The 21,650-nt window shown below is 52.3% G+C and carries 18 protein-coding genes; 7 read left to right on the top strand and 11 right to left on the bottom strand.

Going from position 1 to position 21,650, the window contains the following annotated elements; translation table 11 throughout:
• The first annotated feature begins 6 nt into the window (after nt 1–6).
• Nucleotides 7–654: a uracil phosphoribosyltransferase gene (upp, locus tag ACYVAD_RS03385; protein WP_461138044.1), complete on the top strand. Its 648-nt coding sequence runs from the start codon at nt 7–9 to the stop codon at nt 652–654.
• A gap of 71 nt (nt 655–725) precedes the next feature.
• Here upp and ACYVAD_RS03380 read toward each other — a convergent pair whose 3' ends face one another.
• The 4 genes from ACYVAD_RS03380 to cysM all read right to left on the bottom strand — a co-directional run bounded on the left by ACYVAD_RS03380 (nt 726) and on the right by cysM (nt 6,213).
• Nucleotides 726–1,349: a LolA family protein gene (locus ACYVAD_RS03380; protein WP_461138043.1), complete on the bottom strand. Its 624-nt coding sequence runs from the start codon at nt 1,347–1,349 to the stop codon at nt 726–728.
• Between the two features lie 132 nt (nt 1,350–1,481).
• On the bottom strand, nt 1,482–4,097 hold the full coding sequence (locus ACYVAD_RS03375; RefSeq protein WP_461138042.1) for an FtsK/SpoIIIE family DNA translocase: 2,616 nt from the start codon (nt 4,095–4,097) through the stop codon (nt 1,482–1,484).
• 116 nt (nt 4,098–4,213) lie between these two features.
• Nucleotides 4,214–5,290: a quinone-dependent dihydroorotate dehydrogenase gene (locus ACYVAD_RS03370; RefSeq protein ID WP_461138041.1), complete on the bottom strand. Its 1,077-nt coding sequence runs from the start codon at nt 5,288–5,290 to the stop codon at nt 4,214–4,216.
• A 50-nt stretch (nt 5,291–5,340) separates the two neighbouring features.
• Complete coding sequence (cysM, locus tag ACYVAD_RS03365; RefSeq protein ID WP_461138518.1) at nt 5,341–6,213, bottom strand: cysteine synthase CysM; 873 nt, start codon at nt 6,211–6,213, stop codon at nt 5,341–5,343.
• Between the two features lie 251 nt (nt 6,214–6,464).
• Here cysM and ACYVAD_RS03360 point away from each other — a divergent pair, with 251 nt between their 5' ends.
• On the top strand, nt 6,465–6,920 hold the full coding sequence (locus tag ACYVAD_RS03360) for a LytR/AlgR family response regulator transcription factor (RefSeq protein ID WP_461138040.1): 456 nt from the start codon (nt 6,465–6,467) through the stop codon (nt 6,918–6,920).
• Between the two features lie 64 nt (nt 6,921–6,984).
• Here ACYVAD_RS03360 and ACYVAD_RS03355 read toward each other — a convergent pair whose 3' ends face one another.
• Together ACYVAD_RS03355 and ACYVAD_RS03350 are read right to left on the bottom strand one after the other, a co-directional pair.
• A complete protein-coding gene (locus ACYVAD_RS03355) occupies nt 6,985–8,688 on the bottom strand; it encodes an AMP-binding protein (protein ID WP_461138039.1) in 1,704 nt (567 codons plus the stop codon).
• A gap of 172 nt (nt 8,689–8,860) precedes the next feature.
• On the bottom strand, nt 8,861–9,823 hold the full coding sequence (locus ACYVAD_RS03350) for an alpha/beta fold hydrolase (RefSeq protein WP_461138038.1): 963 nt from the start codon (nt 9,821–9,823) through the stop codon (nt 8,861–8,863).
• Between the two features lie 289 nt (nt 9,824–10,112).
• On the opposite strand from ACYVAD_RS03350, the gene ACYVAD_RS03345 reads away from it, so the two are divergent.
• On the top strand, nt 10,113–11,435 hold the full coding sequence (locus ACYVAD_RS03345; RefSeq protein ID WP_461138037.1) for a sugar porter family MFS transporter: 1,323 nt from the start codon (nt 10,113–10,115) through the stop codon (nt 11,433–11,435).
• Between the two features lie 76 nt (nt 11,436–11,511).
• Nucleotides 11,512–12,420 (top strand): carbohydrate kinase family protein, encoded by a 909-nt coding sequence (locus tag ACYVAD_RS03340; RefSeq protein WP_461138036.1) that lies wholly within the window; start codon nt 11,512–11,514, stop codon nt 12,418–12,420.
• Nucleotides 12,421–12,456: 36 nt separating this feature from the next.
• Here ACYVAD_RS03340 and ACYVAD_RS03335 read toward each other — a convergent pair whose 3' ends face one another.
• Complete coding sequence (locus ACYVAD_RS03335) at nt 12,457–13,002, bottom strand: dihydrofolate reductase family protein (RefSeq protein WP_461138035.1); 546 nt, start codon at nt 13,000–13,002, stop codon at nt 12,457–12,459.
• Between the two features lie 30 nt (nt 13,003–13,032).
• A complete protein-coding gene (locus ACYVAD_RS03330; RefSeq protein WP_461138034.1) occupies nt 13,033–13,791 on the bottom strand; it encodes a Mut7-C RNAse domain-containing protein in 759 nt (252 codons plus the stop codon).
• Nucleotides 13,792–13,988: 197 nt separating this feature from the next.
• On the opposite strand from ACYVAD_RS03330, the gene ACYVAD_RS03325 reads away from it, so the two are divergent.
• A complete protein-coding gene (locus ACYVAD_RS03325; RefSeq protein ID WP_461138033.1) occupies nt 13,989–17,438 on the top strand; it encodes an ATP-binding protein in 3,450 nt (1,149 codons plus the stop codon).
• Between the two features lie 11 nt (nt 17,439–17,449).
• Here ACYVAD_RS03325 and ACYVAD_RS03320 read toward each other — a convergent pair whose 3' ends face one another.
• A complete protein-coding gene (locus tag ACYVAD_RS03320; protein WP_461138032.1) occupies nt 17,450–17,893 on the bottom strand; it encodes a WapI family immunity protein in 444 nt (147 codons plus the stop codon).
• A gap of 172 nt (nt 17,894–18,065) precedes the next feature.
• Here ACYVAD_RS03320 and ACYVAD_RS03315 point away from each other — a divergent pair, with 172 nt between their 5' ends.
• Nucleotides 18,066–18,851 carry a phytanoyl-CoA dioxygenase family protein gene (locus ACYVAD_RS03315; protein WP_461138031.1) on the top strand — a complete coding sequence of 262 codons (786 nt, stop codon included), beginning with the start codon at nt 18,066–18,068 and terminating at the stop codon, nt 18,849–18,851.
• 10 nt (nt 18,852–18,861) lie between these two features.
• Here ACYVAD_RS03315 and ACYVAD_RS03310 read toward each other — a convergent pair whose 3' ends face one another.
• Both ACYVAD_RS03310 and ACYVAD_RS03305 read right to left on the bottom strand, forming a co-directional pair.
• Entirely contained in the window at nt 18,862–20,091 is a 1,230-nt protein-coding gene (locus ACYVAD_RS03310; RefSeq protein ID WP_461138030.1) for a glycosyltransferase family 61 protein, read from the bottom strand.
• A 283-nt stretch (nt 20,092–20,374) separates the two neighbouring features.
• On the bottom strand, nt 20,375–20,950 hold the full coding sequence (locus tag ACYVAD_RS03305; RefSeq protein WP_461138029.1) for a hypothetical protein: 576 nt from the start codon (nt 20,948–20,950) through the stop codon (nt 20,375–20,377).
• Between the two features lie 385 nt (nt 20,951–21,335).
• Between ACYVAD_RS03305 and ACYVAD_RS03300 the strand changes: the two genes are divergently transcribed.
• Nucleotides 21,336–21,599 (top strand): hypothetical protein, encoded by a 264-nt coding sequence (locus ACYVAD_RS03300; protein ID WP_461138028.1) that lies wholly within the window; start codon nt 21,336–21,338, stop codon nt 21,597–21,599.
• The last annotated feature ends 51 nt before the right edge of the window (nt 21,600–21,650 follow it).

The raw sequence follows: 21,650 nt of genomic DNA, 5'->3' as shown, positions 1-21,650 counted from the left end.
ACATCCATGTTTGTATTTGCCCAGCAGTCTTCAGTTGCCAATCAGTTTATTGCCGAATTAAGGGACGTAGCGGTTCAGAAAGACCCGCTACGCTTTCGCCGGAATCTGGAACGGATTGGTGAGTTGATGGCTTACGAGATCTCTAAAACGCTGTCGTACAACAACGCACTAGTGGAAACATCGCTGGGCAAAGCCGAAGCACAGGTACTGCGTCAACAACCGGTATTAGCAACAATCATGCGGGCGGGATTACCCTTTCATCAGGGGTTTCTGAATTGTTTTGATCGGGCCGAGAACGCCTTTGCGGGGGCGTATCGCGGTTACGCTTCGGATGATGAAGAGCAGTTCGAGATTGAAATGGATTATATCGTTTCGTCGGATTTGAGCGGCAAAACACTGATTCTGTGCGATCCGATGCTGGCGACGGGGCGCTCGCTTGAAAAGGTGTACCATGCCATGTTACGCTATGGCATTCCAGCCCAGACGCACATTGCCGCCGTGATTGCCAGTGCAGAGGGGGTCCGCTACGTGCAGAGCCAGCTTCCTCAATGTCATTTGTGGCTTGGAGCTATTGATCAACACCTGAACGATCACGCTTATATCGTTCCTGGCCTGGGCGATGCGGGCGATCTCGCCTTCGGACCGAAGGTGTAGTATAAAACGAAAAGGACGTAGTCAGCGCTACGTCCTTTTCGTTTCTTCAGTAGTGTTGTTGTTTACGCGTTCTATCGCAGGTCGACCACTTCAACGCCCGGGTGCTTTGCCTTGTCGAAGACAAAATACGTATCCGGTACGTTGACGTTTGGGGTGAATGAGGTGATGGTGTAGGTTGATTTCTTGCCGTTTTTATCGGTGATCAACCAGTTCCGAATCGACTTATCGGCTTTATCGATCGCCAACTGTACCGACGCTACATTGATTTTCTTTTTGTTAGGCGTCAGTTGAATAATCTCCATTGTGCGGCCGCCCTGTTTCTGCTCCTTCACAAACTTATAGTCAAACCCCCGTTTGTACAGGTTGTAAATCTCGGTAGGGTTGAGCTCACTGGCACCCTTTTCCTGATCCTGTACGTTAAGTTCGTTGGTTTCCTTGATGTAGGTCGACATCGTTTTTCCGTCGCTGAATACTTCCTGGTCGCCCATCGATAGCCGGAACTTGTCGCTTTTAACGGTCAGATCACCTTTATACGACTCGGCCCCGGTGTACGAAAAGGCCGCTCTGTAGGAGTTCAGCGATTTGTATTTCTGGCTCATAGCGTCCAGAATAGTTTGCGCGCGCTTGTCTTTTTGCGCGAAAGTTGTGCTTGTTATCAACAGCATCAACCCCAATATGTAAGCAAGGTTTTTCATTCGTACCATGTAAACTGGGTAGCGATTCTGCTAAAAAGCTTTTCGCCCTGTCTTGGTTAACTGATGTATCAGTTAGACCAAAAACAGGGCGAAAAGTTTAATTGTTGCTACGTGTTTTGCTGGGTGGTGTGCCTACAGCTGCTTCAACACCTCTTCCAGCGTTTGCAGATCATTAATTAACACATCGCGCGCTTTGCTGCCTTCGAACGGGCCAACGATGCGGGCGGCTTCTAGTTGATCGATCAGCCGACCGGCGCGGTTGTAGCCGAGTTTGAGCTTCCGCTGGATCAGCGATGTACTACCCTGCTGGTGGATTACAATCAGCCGGGCAGCTTCATCGAACATGGGATCACGGTTGCCCAGATCAACATCTTTCTCTTCAGATTGTCCACCGTCGTCACCAATGAACTCGGGTAGGTGATAGGCATCATCGTAACCACGCTGGCCACCCACGAAATCGCAGAGGTCTTCGATCTCGTTCGTGTCGACAAAGGGACATTGCAACCGGATCAGGTCTGAATTTGACGACAGAAGCATATCGCCCATGCCGACCAGCTGCTCAGCCCCACCCGTATCCAGGATGGTTCGGGAATCAATTTTCGACGTCACCTTGAACGACAGACGGGCCGGGAAGTTAGCTTTGATCAACCCCGTGATAACGTTCACCGAAGGCCGCTGCGTGGCCACAACCAGGTGAATGCCGATAGCGCGCGCCAGCTGGGCTAACCGGGCAATGGGCTGCTCAACTTCTTTACCAGCCGTCATCATCAGATCGGCCAGCTCATCGATAATCAGGACAATGTAGGGAAGAAACTTGTGCCCCTTTTCTGGGTTTAACCGCCGTTTAACAAACTTGGCGTTATACTCTTTCAGATTACGGCAACCGGCGTCTTTCAGCAGGTTGTAGCGGTTATCCATCTCAATACAAAGCGAATTGAGTGTATTGACAACCTTCTTCGTGTCGGTAATGATCGGCTCGTCGGCATCAGGTAGTTTGGCCAGGAAGTGCCGCTCCAGCTTGTTGAAGAGCGTCAGCTCTACTTTCTTTGGATCGACCAATACCAGCTTGAGCTCCGATGGATGCTTTTTGTAGATCAGCGAGGTCAGCAGTACGTTTAGCCCAACTGATTTACCCTGCCCCGTAGCACCGGCCATGAGCAGGTGAGGCATCTTGGCCAGGTCGGCAATGTAGATGTCGTTGGAAATCGTCTTGCCCAGGACAATGGGTAAGTCAAACTTGCTGTTGGTGAATAAGTCGCTCGTAATAACCGATCGCATCGACACCATCTCCCGGTTTTTGTTGGGGACCTCAATACCGATGGTACCCATTCCTGGCATTGGCGCAATGATCCGGATGCCTAGGGCGGACAAGCTCAGGGCAATATCGTCTTCCAGGCTTTTGATCTTCGAAATCCGAACGCCTTTGGCGGGTATGATTTCATACAATGTAACTGTCGGGCCGATCGACGCCTGAATGGAGTCAATTTCAATCCCGAAATTACGTAACGTCGTCTCGATTTTTTCCTTATTCGCTGTCAGCTCGTCGTCCGACACCTGCGCTTTACGGTTGTTCTGGTAATCGGTAAGCAGATCAGTCGTCGGTGGCTGATACTGCGGCAAATCCAGTTTGGAATCATACAGGCCATGCTGGGCTACCAGATCGTCTTCATCCGGAATGACGACGTCAAATACTGGAGCGACACTAACCGGCTCTGAAGCCACCACGTCATCAATAGCGTCCCGATTTTTAATGGTCAGCGTTACGCCATTCGATTTGACAGCGATAGGCGCAGAATCGGGCGTTGGGCCTGGATAAGCCGTTACGGGCGGAAGCGGTTCGACTACAGGCTCGGGTTCGACATCGCGCTGGATAAACTGGTTGACGGGAGCCGTCGTGCTTGGCGCAGCAGACAGCTCTTCGTCTTCGTCGTCCTCAGCGTTAACTACCAGATCGAGCTCATCGTCGGTATCATTCACTCTTTCAGTTTCGTCATAGGTCTGTAGCGTGCTGTCGACCTCCGGAGAGAAACGGGGTCGTTTCGCCACGGAGAACTTAGGCAGTTTCCAGTTACGAATATCGGCGAAGTAAACCAGGAAGATGAACAACAGAAACAGAATAATCGCCAGGTTTCCCCAACCGAACAGGCTATATAACGCGACGTTCACTTCGTAGCCGATGCCACCACACCAGACGCTGCCGGTTTCTGCCGAATCCGTCACCAGGACAACGTAACCCAGTAGTAAGCTCGTCCAGACTGCCGCGAAAATCAGCCCCATGGTGGTCCGGTTCAGCGGCAACAGTTCACGACGTAACGTCAGTTTATAGCCCGCGAGGAACGGAATAAACGGTAAGGCCAGCGCCCCGATGCCGAACCAGCGAAAGACGAAAACATGCGCCACCGACGCACCTACCAGGCCCAGCAGGTTACGCGTTTCGGTTCCCGACTCCGCCAATGGTTCCGACATAGCTGCACCAACAACGCTTTGATCGGCAGGACCATGAAGCAGGTAGGAGACAAAGGCGATCAATAAGCCAACCCCCATACCCATGCACAGCACGCCCAGTATCAGCGACGAACGCTGGTCGCTGCGAATTCGATTGAAGTTGATGGCCCAGTCTGATGAAGGTTTCGGCACCCTTGGAGGGGGCTGAGTATCCCGATTAGTCCGGGGGCTATTGCCACGTGGCCGCTCGGGAGCCGGTTGACGAAGCGTATTCTGACGGGGGGATGTTGTTGGTTGGGCCATGCTGGTGAACGCTGACTAGCGAAGTCAGAAGTAAATTTGCCATTTTTTACGGAAAAAGCGCGAAGGAATGTCCCGATTCAGACGGAATGGAACTACTACCGTAAAATAGATGGAATTTATGAGCGAACGGCTTTTTCTGGAATCACGTTTTGAGTGAGCAGCGCCTTGTTAATCTGCTTGGCCAACCCTGGACCTTCGTAAATAAAACTGGTGTACACCTGAATCAGACTGGCCCCGGCCTGCAGCTTCTCCAGCGCATCGGCCGGAGTGGCAATACCCCCTACACCAATAATCGGAAAGGCCCCGCCCGATCGTTGATGCAGGTACCGGATAACGGCCGTAGCCCGTTCTTTCAGCGGCTGCCCACTAACTCCACCCGCGCCAATCTGCGAAACAACGGTCGGTTCAGTAGCCAGCCCCTCCCGGCTGATGGTTGTATTCGTGGCAATAACGCCCGCAATTTTCGTGTCGTTGACAATTGCAATAATATCGTCCAGCTGACCGTCCGTAAGGTCGGGTGCTATCTTCAGAAGAATAGGCTTGGGGGCGGGCTTCTTCGTATTCTCATTCTGTAGGGCCGTTAGCAGGCGGGTCAGTGGTTCCCGCTCCTGCAAATCACGTAAGCCGGGCGTATTGGGTGAACTGACGTTGACAACGAAGTAGTCGACTACATCAAATAGATCCTGGAAGCTGAGCAGGTAATCGTTCAGGGCTTCTTCGTTAGGCGTGTCTTTGTTTTTGCCGATGTTACCACCGATGATCACCCGTCGATCGCCCCGGTTTTTGGCAAATTCGCGTAAGCGTCCCGACGCTGGGCCAGCGCCTTTGTTATTGAAACCCATGCGGTTGATCAACCCCTGGTCGGCTTTGAGCCGGAACAAACGGGGCTGTGGATTTCCTGGTTGTGGGCGGGGCGTTACGGTGCCAATCTCCACGAATCCGAACCCCAGATCACTTAGTTCGCTCACCAGTTCCGCATTCTTGTCGAAGCCAGCCGCCATGCCGATTGGGTTCGGAAATGTTAGGCCAAAAACCGTTCGAGCCAGTCGGGGATCATCAACAACGTAAAGTTTCCGACAAAGGAACGACACGCCGGGAATAGCCAGCGCGAAGCGAAGCAACGACGTAATGGTATGGTGAATGGACTCCGCATCAAAGCGGAACAGCAACGGAAGAAACAGACGCTTGTACATGCGGCAAAAATACGCAAATGTGACGCCGGACGTAACATGCTGGTCGACAATCAGCCAAATAGGTCTGATGACAGATAACGGTCACCCCGGTCGCAGATAATGCAGACAATAACGCCCGACTCCAGTTCCTGCGCTAGTTTCAACGCAGCCCAGACGGCACCGCCACTGCTCATTCCGGCGAATATACCTTCGACGCTGGCCAGCTGTCGAGTGGTTTGCGTGGCGTCCTCGGCCGAAACCTCAATGACGCGATCAACCCGGGATGGATCGAATATTTTGGGTAGATACTCCTCCGGCCACTTACGAATACCCGGAATCGACGAACCGTCCGTTGGTTGGCAGCCGACAATCTGAACGGCTGGATTCTGCTCTTTCAGATAGCGCGACGTTCCCATAATGGTACCCGTGGTTCCCATCGACGAAACAAAGTGAGTAACAGTACCCGCCGTATCGCGCCAGATTTCGGGACCAGTTGTCTTATAATGAGCTCGATAATTATCCGGATTGGCAAACTGGTTAAGCAGGTAGTAATCGCCTTTTCCTACCTGCGCTTCGGCGTAGTCGCGGGCTCCCTCCATTGTTTCCGTCAGGATTACTTTAGCACCGAAGGCTTCCATCGTCAGAACGCGTTCACGGGTGGAGTTTGCGGGCATGACCAGCTCAAGTTCGAGGTTGTAGAGCCGGGCAATCATCGCTAAGGCAATGCCCGTATTGCCGCTGGTGGCCTCGATCAGCTTCATACCTGGCTTTATTTCGTTGCGACTCAGGGCACCCTGAATCATACTGGCGGCCGCCCGGTCTTTTACACTGCCACCGGGATTGTTGCCTTCCAGTTTGCCGTAAATCGTTACGTTGGGATTAGGATTCAGCCGGTTCAATTCAACGAGAGGAGTGTTTCCAACCAAATCGAGTAGGGTAGCCATGGCAATCAAATAAACCTGTTTGTTTTTCAAGGTTAAAGGCGGTCAAATAGTTCGCCTGGAACGACGCTGAGTCGCTACCCAGAGGCTAGGCCGGATCGCCCAACTGGGGAAACGTAAAAAAAAGCAGAAAGCTAAACGGTTGATAATGAAAATTATGTAAACTTGCTTTGGATTATCCGTCAGTGTTACCCGTCAGTCACGCTGACCTAATCTGAGTTTACATTTTATTCACACCATAGCTAATCCATTGTATGAAAGCAAGTCTGCAACCCGGCCTGCTCAGCAGCGCGCGTCGCGAGCAAATCGCTACCCAACTTGCCATGTCCGACCTGGTATTACCGTTCTGGGGATACCGCAAAAAAATGCCGATGCATCAAATTGTTCGGCTGGAAGGCGAAGGCAACTACACCGTATTTCATTTCGCCGATGGCACTCAGTTGATGGTGTCTCTCACGCTAAAAAAGCTCGAAAGTCGGCTTTCGCCGAAAGTATTTGTTCGGTCGCACAAGAAGAACATTATTAACCTGCTCTACCTGGAACGTATTAATCCCGATCGTCAGCAGTTGAGCGTCAGCCTGCTGAACGGCGACCGGGTGGAGGTGTCCCGTCGGAAAGCTACCGCCTTCATGCAGCAGCTACGCGGTTTTCAGAAAGAACTTGTTCTGCTGGAAACGCAGCCCGAGCCCGAACTGGCCGTTGCTGCCTGATCGTAAGACTACTAAAACAGAGAAGCCCCTGAACGTTCAGGGGCTTCTCGATTAGTAAGAATTATTACTTCGCCAGCTTGGCTAAGGCTTCGTCACGTAATGGACGGCGCAGGATTTTACCGACGTTGGACTTCGGTAGTTCATCCCGGAATTCAATGATGCGGGGAACTTTGTACGCCGTCAGGTTCTCTTTACAGAACGCCTTAATCGTTTCGGCTGTCAGTGCCGGATCCTTTCTGACAACGCAGATTTTGACTACCTCGGTTGATTTCTCATCCGGCACACCGATACAGGCTACTTCGAGCACACCGGGACATTGAGCCACCACGTCTTCCACTTCGTTTGGGTAAACATTGAAGCCCGATACCAGAATCATGTCTTTCTTCCGGTCGACGATCTTAAAAAATCCATCCTTGTCCATGATGCCGATGTCGCCGGTTTTGAACCAGTCACCCATCATGGCGTTAGCGGTTTCTTCCGGGCGGTTGTAGTAGCCCAGGAAAACCTGTGGCCCTCTGGCAACTACTTCCCCACGCTCACCGACGGCAGCATCCGTGCCATCATCGTTGATAATCTTCATGTCCGTACTGGGCCAGGGCAAGCCGATCGTTCCTACCCGAACCGATCCATCCGTGGGGTTCGACGACAGTACTGGTGAGGTTTCGGTCAGACCGTAGCCTTCGCAGGGCGTAACACCAGTCAGTGCCTTCCAGCGCTCGGCTACGCTCGTTTGCAGCGCCATGCCCCCGGCCGACGTAATCGTCAGCTTGCTGAAATCAACTTCTTTGATCCGTGGATGATTCAGCAAACCATTGTACAGCGTATTAACCCCCGTGAAAGCCGTAACGGTGTGTTTCTTGAGGTCGTCGATGAAGGCGTTTAAATCCCGCGGATTCGTAATCAGCAGGTTCATTGCGCCAGTTCTTAAACCCGCCAGGGCATTGGTCGTCAGGGCATAAACGTGGTACAGGGGAAGTGCCGCGACGATGATTCCTTCGCCATCGGGTATCCCGCCAGGACGCATCCAGTAATATTGGCCTTCTACATTGGCGATCAGGTTGCGGTGCGTCAGCATGGCTCCTTTCGATACGCCGGTGGTGCCGCCCGTGTACTGTACGTACGCCAGGTCCGAACTCTTAATAGTTACAGGCGTAAAGGGCCGCCGTTTCCCCCGGCTCATCGCGTCTCCGAACGAAATGGCAGTAGGGAGTTTATACGATGGCACCAGCTTCTTAACGTACTTAACTACTGCATTGACGATCTGCTTTTTAGGGAAGCCCAGCAGATCCCCCAACTCGGTAACGACAATGTGCTGAATGTCGGTCTGGTTCAGAATCTTCTCCAGATGGCTGGCAAAGTTGGCCAGAATAACGATGGCTTTTGTACCGGAGTCCTTGAACTGATGCTGCATTTCGCGGGGAGTATACAGCGGGTTTGTATTAACCACGGCCAGCCCCGCCCGCAACGCGCCAAACATCACCACCGGATATTGCAAGGTATTCGGCATCTGAATCGCCAGCCGGTCGCCGGGTTTCAGACCGAGATCGTTTTGCAGAAAGGAGGCAAATTGTTTCGACAGCGTATCCACTTCGCCAAACGTAATCTCTTTCCCCATGCAACTATAAGCTGGCCGGTCGTGGAACCGTTGGCAACCATCTTCCAGCAGGGCGGCTATCGAGGAATAGGCATCCGGATTGATCTCGTGAGGAACGCCTTCGGGATAAAAGCGGAACCACGGGTGGGACTTCGTCACTGATTGCGTTTCCATGGTGGTTAATTGTATGTTTTGTGGTAAAAATAAAACGAAAGGGAGAAGGTTTTCTGTACAGTGATTAAAATTTCAGTCGCTGTCTTAGCGCTAACAAAGAAAAACGCCCGACGGATGGGCGTTTTCGAGTAATAATACAGCAAAACTGGCTGTTCAGGTACGAAAATTAGCTTCAGCGCGCCTTAGCCGCGTTGTCAGCGATTAGTGTCGCCAGTCGAGAAAGCAGCGGACTGGGGAAGCCATGACCCATGCCGTTGACTAGCTCAAACCGGGCACCGGGGATGGTGGCGGCTACGTCCCGACCGGCCTCTATGGGCACAAGCGGATCGTCATTGCCGTGGATGACAAGCGTAGGAACCTTAATTGTTTTTAGCTGATCGGTACGTCCGGCGTGATAACCCGCCAGCGAAGCAGCTCCCTGCCGACCAAAGCCATCCGGATAATATGATCGCCGGAAGTCTGCCATGACCTGCTTGCGCACCATGACCGAATCAGGCGGGTAAGTCGTCCCTGCCAGCACAATCGTCGAAGCGATTTCCCGGTTAAGGTTGGCTGTGGTATCGGTTGGCAACCCAGGTGGAGGAATTTTGCCAACCACCTCTGGTTTGGCTACTACCGGTAAATCGGGTCTGCCACCTCCCGACATGATGATGGTTAGGGAGAGCGTGTGCTCGGGGTGGTTGTAGGCAACGCGCTGGGCAATCATACCGCCCATCGACGCGCCCACGATATGGGCTTTGGAAATCGTCAACGCGTCCAGCAATCCTACGGCATCGGCAGCCATGTCATCCAGCGTATAGGGCAGGGGCGGGGGCGTTTTCTCCTGCAGGGCCTTGATAATACCAGCCCAGTTGGGTGCCCCCGCTTTGTCCATTTTGGTCGATAAGCCAATGTCCCGGTTGTCGAACCGGATAACCCGGTACCCGCGCTTGACCAAGTCATCACACAAAGCAACCGGCCACATCGTGAGCTGAGCGTTGGTGCCGGCAATTAAAAGAATTGTAGGCTTGTTTACTGGACCGAAGCTTTCGTACGCAATCGTAATACCATTGGCTTTTACCTGGCCGGATTGGTTCTGTCCGAATCCGGTTAACGCATGCCCACCCAGAAGCACGAACAAGACTATAAATCGCATGAGCCTGATGAGAGTAGATAGTTGCCTTATACGCTTGATACCAGGTAGATAAGAGCAGGAAGGAGATAATTTACTGACTTGATGCTTCTATTTGATTTTAGCCTGGTAGATGGCTGGTTTGATCTGGCCGGTTTTAATGAATAAGTAGGTTGATAAGTATATTGACCTGTTTAGAAGGCATTTGATGAATGTAAAGTACATTGACCCTTTATCTGTTGATTGACGAGTTAGTACGTCCTTTTCCTGAGTAACCTTATCCCAAATCCGTCGCGCGAGACAACCCTATCGTATGAGTCAAAGTCAACGTATATTCCTCTGGTCGATTACGGCGGCTCTGGGAGGTTTCCTGTTTGGATTCGATACCGCCGTAATTTCTGGTGTCGAGCAAACCCTGCAATCGCTCTGGAAGCTCAGCGATGCAGAACACGGATTGACCATATCCGTCGCCCTGATAGGTACGGTCGTTGGGGCAATGACGGGTGGCATCCCGGCCGAACGCCTGGGACGTAAACGAACGCTCTTCTGGATTGGCGTTATTTACCTGGGGGCTTCGCTCGGGACGGCACTCGCGCCAACCTGGGGTATTTTCTTCGTTTTTCGCTTCCTGGGTGGGGTAGGGGTAGGAGCTTCGTCGGTAGCGGCTCCAATGTACATTTCCGAGATTTCGCCAGCCAAATCGCGGGGGTTACTGGTTGCTTTGTTTCAGTTCAATGTTGTGCTGGGCATCCTGATTGCTTACGTATCTAATTACTTCCTGCAGAATTTCGGAGCCGAACCCTGGCGCTGGATGCTGGGGGTGCAGGCGATTCCATCGCTGATCTTTTTGGTGACGGTGCTGAATATTCCCGAAAGTCCACGCTGGCTCCTGCTGAAAAAAGGTAAAGTTGCCGAAGCGAGGGACGTATTGAACATGATCGATCCGGAAACCGCCGAAGCAACGTTGTCCAGTTTGCAGCAACATGCCGATCAGCCACAAACGGCCAGCCTGTTTTCGGGTAAATACAACACGCCTATCATGCTGGCGGTGCTGTTTGCGTTCTTCAACCAAGTGTCAGGCATCAACGCCATTCTGTATTACGCTCCCCGCATCTTTGAGATGACAGGGCTTGGCAAGAGTTCGGCTTTGCTCTCATCGGCGGGCGTAGGGCTGGTTAACCTGATCTTTACAATGATTTCGATGAACCTGATTGACCGCTTTGGCCGCCGGACGCTGATGCTGGTCGGTTCGGTAGGGTTAATCGTCATGCTGGGGTTAGTGACACGAGCGTTCTATCTGGAGGAATTCAATGGGCTGTCCGTTCCCTTCTTTCTGTTTGGCTACATTGCCTTCTTTGGTTTCTCGCAGGGGGCCGTTATCTGGGTATTCATTTCCGAAATCTTTCCGAACGAAGTACGTTCCAGCGGCCAGGCGCTGGGTAGCTTTACGCACTGGATCATGGCCGCGATCATTACGTATACCTTTCCGTATTTGACTGGCCAGTTCGGGGGCGCAGCGTCGTTTATGTTTTTTACGGTTATGATGGTCCTGCAACTGCTGTTCGTATGGAAACTGATGCCTGAAACGAAAGGAACCAGTCTGGAGCAGATCGAACGTACCTTTGTTGGTCATTGAAAAAAGATGGTGCAGGTTAGTTAGTCCACCAGTGGAACTGCATAACCGAACCGCCTACTCACAAAAATAATTACCCATGAATCAGACAATAACCTGTTTTGGCGAGATACTCTGGGACGTATTACCTACCAGCAAACAGGCTGGCGGAGCGCCCATGAACGTAGCGGCCGATCTCCGCAATTTTGGCCTGAATGCCCAGATCATCAGTCGCGTTGGCACCGACGAACTGGGTACCGAGATGCTGGCTTTCCTGAGAGACAAAGGACTGCCGCTCGACCTGGTACAAATCGGACAAACCCACCTGACGGGTGTTGCCAAAGCTAACATCTCCGACCGGAATGAGGTGACGTACAAAATTGTGCAACCCGTAGCCTGGGATTATATTCAACTGGAGCCGAGCTTGGTGGACGTAGTGAAACAGAGTGAAATTTTTGTATATGGTAGTCTGGCCGCCCGCAGCACCCGTACGTACGAAACCCTGCAATCACTGCTGGATGTAGCACCGAAGAAAGTGTTTGACGTAAATCTGCGCGCCCCCCACTACGAGCGCGGTGTTGTCGAAGCACTGATGCACCAGGCTGATATCGCTAAACTGAACGAGCATGAACTGGCCGAACTGGCAGGCTGGTACGGCGACGCGAGCGATCAGGAACAGACGATGCAGCAACTCCGGGAACGGTATCAGCTCGACGCACTCTGCGTAACGTTGGGCGAGGAGGGTGCTGTTCTGATGGACGACTCCGGCTTCGTACGACAGGGTGGTTTTCCGGTCGAGGTGTCCGACACAATTGGCAGCGGGGACGCCTTTCTAGCGGCATTTCTGTACAAAAACCTGCAAGGAGATACACCGCAGCAGATTCTGGAGTTTGCCTGCGCAACGGGCGCTTACGTAGCCACGCAGCGAGGAGCTACGCCCGATTTCACGGAAGCAACTATTCAGTCGTTTTTGCAGCTTAGCCGGATAAAGACGCACTCGGCTGACTAAATTACAGATCGTAATTCGGTTAACGAATGAGCCGAATCAATACATAATGGCATACGACAAACGCATCATACCGTTGTCGTATGCTTTGCTTTCCAGTAGATTGAGTCTGACCTGCGTCGTGCTGGAACCGAACAGCCGGATGCCTTCACCAAAAACGATTGGGTTCAGCTTGATGATCAGTTCATCAATGAGGTGTGCATCCAGCAGCATGCCTGCCAGTTCGCCCCCGCCACATAGCCAGAGCGGTTTTCCCTCTTCCGATTTAAGCTGGCGAACCACATCAAGTTCGTCGTTCGAAACCAACTGAATCTGACTATTGGACTCGAAATCAATCGATCTGGAGAAAACGTAATTCTTCAGCCTGGGATTGATTTGCGTGTAAGTGGGCTGCCCTTTCTGTAAGCCATAGTCATAGCCGTACTCATACGTTTTTCGGCCCATCAGCACCGCGCCATACGTCCGGATTCCGGCAATAAAGTCCTGAATGAATTCGCCTTCGGTCAGGAAGCCAGTCGTCGAGCCGTCGGGGTGGGCAATGAAGTTGTCGAGCGTGGCCGCAACGTGATAAATGAGTTTTCGCATGAGGGATAATGGGTTTCTTAAATGGTAACGCTAAAGCGAGGGCGTATTCGTATGCATGAACTCCTGAATAAACGCCTGCATCCGTCGGAAGTGCGTTCCCTCCCAGTAAAGTCGGCCGCAGTCCGTACAACGCCAGAACGACTGCTGCCCCTCCCGAACAAGCGGAGGTAACTGATCAAGAATAGCCGCTTTTTCGACCGGAGTCAGTAGTCCGTTGCAAACCAGACACCGCTGAAAAGGGCTGGCCTGAGTGGTCAGGTGATACCGAACCACAACCTCAGTTAGTTGTTGCCGGGGATTGGTAGCCCGAACATAGTAGCCGTACGTAACAGTACTTCGCATGAGCAGCTCCCGGTCGCGGGTCAACAGCACCCGGTTGGTCGTCGCCGAAATTTGCGCCAGTTCCGGGTCGGTGTAGTCATTGCAGTAAAGCGTATCAACACCCAGCATGCGAAGATACGTAGCCAGTTTCCCCAGGTGTGCATCCAGGACAAACTGATACGTGGGCAGCGGTGGCGGTTGTACCCGCGACGCTACGGCAATTTTTAACGAGTTATCAACCAGCGGATAGACGGCAAACGAATCATCAGGCTGCACCAGATACGTAAAATCAATGGACTTCCCGTTCGCCAGAAGCAGGCCAATTTCCGGATGCGGCACGCCTAACGATTCAACGACGTCTTTGATCGACACCCGCTGGCTGACGGCCCAACTGAAAGTAACGGACCGCTGTCGGGCGGGCAGGAAATCGTTTAGAATACCATAAAACTGAAACGTAATAGTAGCCATATCGGAAGGGTCAGTCAGTACACAACCAAAAACGGCGTACTGTGGGAAGGGTATACCTGTATTTAAATGAACAGATAGTCAAGTACTAACAAAAAAGTGGGCCACTAGAGCAGAAGTTAAGGCTACCGTCGGTGAGACAATGACGATTTAGTACATTTGTTGTCCATCCTGACATTATACTATTCATAAATAATACCATGCTTGAGGCCGAGTCGTCGGAGCAGTTCCTTGCGGGGGGCGGTGAAATGGGCGAGTTAATTCGATCAATGGACTGGTCGAAAACGCCACTAGGTCCAACATCAACCTGGCCCCAGAGTTTACGAACCTCTGTGAGCTTGTGCCTGTCGTCAACGTTTCCCATACTGATTGCCTGGGGGCCCGAAACGATTCAGATTTATAACGATAGTTACCGGCCCATCTGTGGCGCAAAGCATCCCGAATCGATGGGGCAGAACTTCCGGATCTGCTGGGAAACAGCCCTGCCCGTCGTGGGCGATGCCTTCACCCGAGGACAGCAGGGAGAAGGTACCTACATCAAGGACCAGCGCATGTTCCTCGACCGGTATGGGTATCTGGAAGAAGCGTTTATGACGTTCTCCTTCGCGCCAATCCGGGATGAGTCGGGTGAGGTAGGGGGCATTTTTCACCCTATTACTGAATCGACCGACAAAATGCTGAGTGCCCGCCGAACGCAGGTGCTGCGGGACGTAGCTACCCTGACCGGTCAGGCAAAAACGAACGAGGAGATTTATACCAACCTGACGACCGCAGCCCCCGACTTTGCGCTTGATCTGCCTTACTTACTTTTCTACGAATTTGACAACGAGGGGCAAACCGCTCGACTGGTAAGCGACGCTGGCCTGTCGGCCGATCAGCCTTTTCCCGTACAGCTTACTGAACTGGACGTAGCCACAACCGAATGGTTAAGCGACTTGAGTCAGTCGCGGATGATTGATCAGGTAGTGCAACGGATTGGACCGTTGAAAGGTGGACCGTACGAAGAGTCACCCCATACGGCGATGTACTTGCCCATTACGTTGTCGACCCGTACGCAGCCGATTGGTTTTCTACTGGCCGGGGTGAGTCCCCATCGGGCGCTGGATCAGGATTACCAGAATTTTTACGCGCTGCTGTCCAATACCATCAGTACGGCCTTCTCCAACGTACACGCGTATCAGGAGGAGCAGAAGCGAGCGGAAGCACTGGCCGCCATCGATCAGGCAAAAACGGCTTTCTTCAGCAACATCAGCCACGAATTCCGGACGCCCCTGACGTTGATGCTGGGGCCGCTGGAAGAATTGTTGCGTGATCCTGACTTGCTGAACTCGGCCTATAAAGCTCCCATCGAAGCCACAAACCGAAATGCGCTCCGTCTACTAAAACTGGTGAATAACCTGCTCGATTTTAGTCGGATTGAAGCCAATCGGGTAAAAGCCAGTTTCCGGCCAGTTGATCTGGTCAGTTTAACGGTGGATCTGGCCAGCAGTTTTCGGTCGCTGATCGAACGAGCGGGTTTAACATTTACTGTCGACTGCGAGCCCTTATCATCGGTCGTGTACGCCGATGCCGAAATGTGGGAGAAGATCGTCCTCAACTTGTTGTCGAATGCCTTTAAATACACGCTGCAAGGCGGCATTCGGGTGAGCTTGGTTGTCGAGGATGATAACGCCGTGTTGCGGGTTACTGATACGGGCGTCGGTATTCCTGAACGGGAACTACCGCATATGTTCGAGCGGTTTCACCGGGTCGAAAACGCGGGCGGGCGCACCTACGAAGGAACTGGTATCGGGCTGTCGCTGGTCCATGAACTGGTGCGATTGCATGTCGGAAGCATCACCGTAACGAGCGTTGAGGGCGAAGGAAGTACGTTTACGGTACAACTGCCGCTGGGTAAGGCGCACCTGCCCACCAGTCAGATTATCGAAGGCGAACATCAAAGTACCATGAGTCGTCTGGCTGATTCGTTTATTCAGGAAGCCAGCACCATGCTCGAAGAGGAAAGGCCCGTTTCAACGGCTGAGCCGGACGAAATAGAGGTCGATCAGGCAACGAAAATTCTGGTGGTAGACGACAACGCCGACATGCGGGCGTACCTGAGCCGGTTGCTGGAGCCTTATTTTACGGTGCACACGGCCTTAAATGGAGCCGATGCGCTGCACCAACTAGGACAATACGAACCTCAGTTGATTTTGAGCGACATCATGATGCCGGTCATGGACGGCAAAGAACTGCTGAGTTCGCTCAAGAAAAACCCCGCCACGGCACACATCCCCCTGATTTTCCTGTCTGCCCGGGCCGGCCAGGAAGCTCGTATTGATGGGCTTGAAGCGGGTGCGGACGATTATCTGGTAAAACCTTTTTCGGGGCAGGAGCTGCTCACGAAAGTACGGGCGCAGATTAGCTTGAATCAATCACGTCGGCAAGCCGAAAATCAACTTCGAAATCTGGTGCAGCACGCGCCGGTAGCCATGATGCTGGCCAAGGGAGACAACCTGGTCGTTGAGCTGATGAATGAAGCCATGCAGACGATCGTTCAGCGTGATACAGACGCACTGGGCAAACCATTACTGTCGGTGTTCCCGGAACTGACTGAGCAGACCTTTGTCGGCCGTTTCCGCCAAGTCTACCAGACGGGCGTGGCCGATCAGGGCTGGGCGGTAGAGATACCCGTTTACCGAAACAAAAAGCTGGAAACAGGCTACTTTAACGTATTGCTGACGCCCTATTACGAAGGCGACAAATTGACCGGTGTGTTGGAAATCTGCACCGAAGTAACCGAGCAGGTAAAGGCCAGCAAAGCACTGGCGAACAGCGAAGCCCGTTACCGGAAGCTGTCGGCAGAACTGGACGAGCAGGTACGTCACCGCACGGCTGAACTACAGGCTACGGTCTTTGACCTGCAGCGCTCGAATGATAACCTACAGCAGTTTGCTTACGTCGCGAGCCATGATCTGCAGGAGCCGCTGCGCAAGATTCAATCGTTTGGGGACTTGCTGATGGGGCAGTACGCGGCCGAGTTAGGCGAAGGGTCTGATTACCTGACGCGGATGCAGGTGGCCGCTACGCGAATGTCCACCCTGATTCGGGACCTGTTAAGTTTTTCCCGGATATCCACCCGGCAGGAAGCCGCTTCGGCGGTACCGCTGTCAGAAACGGTGCAGGCGGTGCTGGCTGATCTGGAGCTGACAATCAACGAAACTGATGCGGTTGTACGGGTAGAGGCTTTACCAACCGTGGTGGGCGATGCGTCGCAATTACGGCAGCTCTTTCAAAATCTAATTTCGAATGCGCTCAAGTTTCATCGAACCAGTCCGTCTGGTATATCAGTGCCCCCGAGCGTAGTAATCCGTGCCCGGGAGGTTAACGTAGCCAGTCTGCCAGCGTCGATACGGCCAGCGCGAATTGTGCACACGTACCATCAGATTGAGGTAGTTGATAACGGAATCGGTTTCGACGAAAAATACCTGGATCGCATTTTTCAGGTATTTCAGCGACTCCACGGGAAAAACGCATTTGCTGGTACGGGTATCGGCTTAGCAATCTGCGAAAAAGTGGTAGCCAACCACGGAGGAGCTATTACGGCGAGCAGTAAGCCTGGCCTCGGCGCTACGTTCTCTGTCTACCTGCCCGTATACGAAACTCGTTAAGAGCTGGTAGTTTACTGCGTAGGAAATTGGCGGTGTAATTCCTGAAGTTGCCGAGCTGCCAGTATCATCTCATCGTAGGATATGTGAAACTGCATGTCGAATGGCTCCGCGTAGAATGGCGTTTCAGCCCAGGTTGGGGAGGCCAGGGCCGACATGGTAATTCGGACAGTAAACTGATTCTCGTCCGACATGGTCGCAGTGAATAACAAGCCTGGCTCAAGTAAGACCACGGGGGCAAGCGAAGCACCCGAAGCAACCTGACCGAACCAGTTTCCCAAGGTTGATAATTCATGCGTGGCCAGCAGACCAGCGGTTATCATGGAGGATCGATCCTCGTCTTTTACCTGGATACTGACGTGTAGCTGATTTTTGTCCTGTCGGTACGGTGAGTTCTTGTCTTGGTAATCCAGCACGTCCAAAGCGAAGCAGTGCTTGGCAGCTCCTAACGTAAACATATACTTACTCAATGGTTAGCTAAAAAGAGGCATAAATGTTGCCGAAAAATACATATTTTATGGCAAAAGTTACAGCCTGAATCGGCCGGTGACATCCTTTTTTGAGCCATTTCAAGCGTCTAATTCTATTTTTTAATCTGGTATTTAACCACACCTCGTATAAACTATCCATATGAGACCAGTATTATCAAAAACGCAGATTCAGGCGTTTGTTCAGAATGGCTTTGTGCGGGTTGATCAGGCGTTCCCGCGTGAGCTGACCGACGAAGGCCGGGCTATTCTATGGGCGGATACGGGGCTCAGTCCGCACAACACGGCTACCTGGCAGCAACCCGTTATCCGGCTGGGTAATTACGGGCAGGCTCCCTTTCGACAGGCTGCTAACTCTCCCAAACTACTTTCGGCCTATGACCAGCTGGTTGGCGCTGGCCGATGGGTGCCCCGAACTAGTCTTGGGACATTTCCGATACGTTTTCCCAGCCCCGATGAGCCAGGAGACGCTGGCTGGCACATTGACGTAAGCTTTGGTACCGATAATCCCGATTTTATGGAATGGCGCGCTAACGTTACGTCAACCGGGCGGGCGTTGCTGATGCTATTCCTGTTTTCAGACGTCGGGTCAAATGATGCGCCGACTCGTATTCGGGTGGGTTCGCACCTGACCATCGCCCGGCTGCTGGCCCCTGCTGGTGAAGCGGGCTTGTCATTACGCGAACTGGCGGCCAATAATTTCGATGAAACGGCAAACTGTCCGGAAGTAACGGCTGTGGGCGAGGCCGGAACGGTCTACCTGTGTCACCCGTTTCTAGTGCACGGTGCGCAGGCGCATCGCGGCACTAATCCTCGTTTCATGGCCCAGCCACCCCTGTTGCCCGCCCAGCCGTTTCAACTCGAACGGCCCGATGGGGCTTATTCGCCCGTTGAGCAGGCTATTCGCCTGGGGATCGCCAGTAAATAACGTAGAAGGATTAACTCGCTTTCGGCGCTACACTGGCTGTCAGGTACATAGATAGGTACTTTTCTACCTCAGGAATCGACACCAGAATGTTATCGGTTAGTCCCAGTGCCCAATCGTCGGTTTCGGCAGGACCGTGGAAATAAGCCGAATATTGAAGTCCCAGCAGGCCCGTCAGGTAACGAAAGAACTCCGGGTAATAAGCCGACGAAAATAGTTCGAACAGGTGCGTACCCGGCTGACACCATAGCACGTTGGTCATGGACGCGCCGTGGGGGCCGATAATGAACTCCGCCTGCTGATAGATCGCAATCTGTTCGGCTACCGATCGGGGAACGTCCTCAATGATCTGGAAGTCGTAGGTTCGTAGCAGCGCAATCAATTCGTCTTCGTTGAGAATACTCCGCCGACCGGCGCGGCTGATATAAATCCGGTTTCGCTTTCCCTCCGGCGCCGGGAACTGCGCCAGAACGTATTTGCGGAGGGCGTGAATATCAGCCGGGTTGGGGTAAAACCAGTGCCCGACATTAGCCAGTACGCAGCTCTCGAACGTAACGCTGGTAGTCCGACTGTCGACGATCTGGTCGGGCGTGATACCCAGCATGGCCATATACTCCCGTTCGTAGGGTGCATCGAAAAGTGGATAGGCGATGAGCGCTTCGTTGAAGGTGGTCTCGGGGAGTGTTTCTTTAATGCGGCATAGTTTGCCCAGCACCAGGAGCACAAAGTCATAATACCCGCCCCACATGAACCCATCGTGATAATGACTCCAGGGCGCAATCAGCGTCGTTGTGTGCCGCACAGTACGCTGCCGACGGTGTAACGTATTCCGGAAAAAGTCGACATCATTTACGTCCAGACAAAGGATTTTTCGTTGCGCCACGATGCTGCCGTATGGCAGCTGATACGCTTGTTTATCCGGTACGCGATACTGCCAGACGGCGACTGCTTCGGGCTCGGCCAGCGTAGCCGGAAAGTATAGTTTGTCGGGTTGACCGGCATCGGCTACTTCGGGCAGAAAGACAGCATCGACAGGGTGCGCGACCAGTTCATAGGGAGCCAGAAAATTCTCCGTCTGGTCGTTCGTCAAAAACTGGATACCTAATAACCGATACACGCCACGAATTCCCCTGGTCAGCACAAGGCGCCGAAGTTCAGCCAGTACCTGTCTCAACCAGCGTAGTGGATGTGACCACAACAGATGATCGAACAGGAGTTGTCGAAATGGCGATGGTGGTGTCATATCACGCCAGTTAAGTAGTTGGATACATTAATACATACAGCCAGTTGTTACTTCGTTGGTAAATCTGTCTACTGATTTGTTTTTCAGCTTGTTAGTGCTTGACAGTCAGTAGCGGCTATACAAATATTATGACCCGTTGACCCCTTATCAGTCATGCTCGTTATTCATCTTCTAAGCTATTTTTAATGTCCATACACGTAAATTAAACAAGGGACAAAATAACAAAACCGGGTTCTGGAGCTTCTCCAGAACCCGGTTTTGTTTGTGAACGAGTGATACGTTATCAGAACCGATACGCGCCGGTAATGCCTACGGACGACGAGCTGAATCCTGCGTTAACGTTGTAGACCGATGTGCCTTGCGAAAACACACCATGTACGGTCAGAGAAGGGTTCAATTCTGTGCTGACGTACCATTTTGAGTTGAAATTGTACTGAGCGCCCAGCACCAGACCAACACCAACGGAGGGATTTATGATATGATAACTGTCCCTATCTCCGTTTGACGTGCTTGGCCTGACGGCAACCGACGTAATACCCAGATTGGCAATAAACTCAGTACCATAGACCGCCTGTAATTTTTCGGTCAGGTTCTTCCGCTTTTCCTTACCAATTGCCCCACCGGCCACCAAACCAACGGTGATGAGACGCTCCTGAAACGTAGCGCTTACGTTGCCAATGGCGGCTCGGTACCGCCGGTATGTGTTCTCGCTGATCTGTTTCTTGTAAATCATACCGAGGTTGTTGAAGCCATCGGTTCGCAGACCAACTTCACGAACTCGGGGGAGAGAATCCTGGGCGTAGCCTGATGCCGTGAAAAGAAAGATGGAAGCAACGAGTGTAGCGAAAAACTTTTTCATAAATAAGATTGACGTGGTATGAGCGTCAAACTTATCAAAGTATGAGCAATCCTTCCTATTAGTTTGGGATTTTTAAGCATGTAGCGGGGAGCCGGATTGAACTCCGCAACGTATGGCCGTTTCCTGACCTGAAGACCGGAGCAGATACCTGGGCCGGTCGGTAAGTAAGCTATTATGGTGCCGAGCTTAGGCACTGACTTTGGTAGCTCAGTGTGCAGTGCTTACGTATCAGGCGCTGAAGATACGAGGCTGGGCCGCTGCATAAGTGAATGTATCCAAGAATATACTTATATAACTAGTTGCGCTTGAGTGGCATAAAAGTTGGTAGTATTTGCTCCCAGAACAGAGTCGTTCCTGATTACAGGTAGGTTAAGGAAGCATCCACATGAAAAGAGTTTGGTTGACTGATTTACAACTAAAATCAGCCGTCGATCAATTGAAGGGCATACGGACTAACATGCCTTTGGTTGAAGTTACTGTACCATCGTTTGAAGCGGTATCGCTGACCGAAGAACTGTACGGCCCCGCCTACTGCCGACACACGCTTTTGTTCCGGGTGAAGCCTGGGACCGACAGTAGCTTTGAGTTGGTTACCCCGATCCAGATTGTTGACGAGTGGCTGGCCCGGGAAATGCAGACCATACTCTAAGCGCAGGCTACTTCGTTCCTAGTAAGCTGCTATGGCTTCCCGTTGTATTCC

The organism is Spirosoma pomorum, from assembly GCF_054776615.1.
Note: the sequence above shows the minus strand (reverse complement) of the source record. Positions and strands in the feature narration are given on the sequence as shown.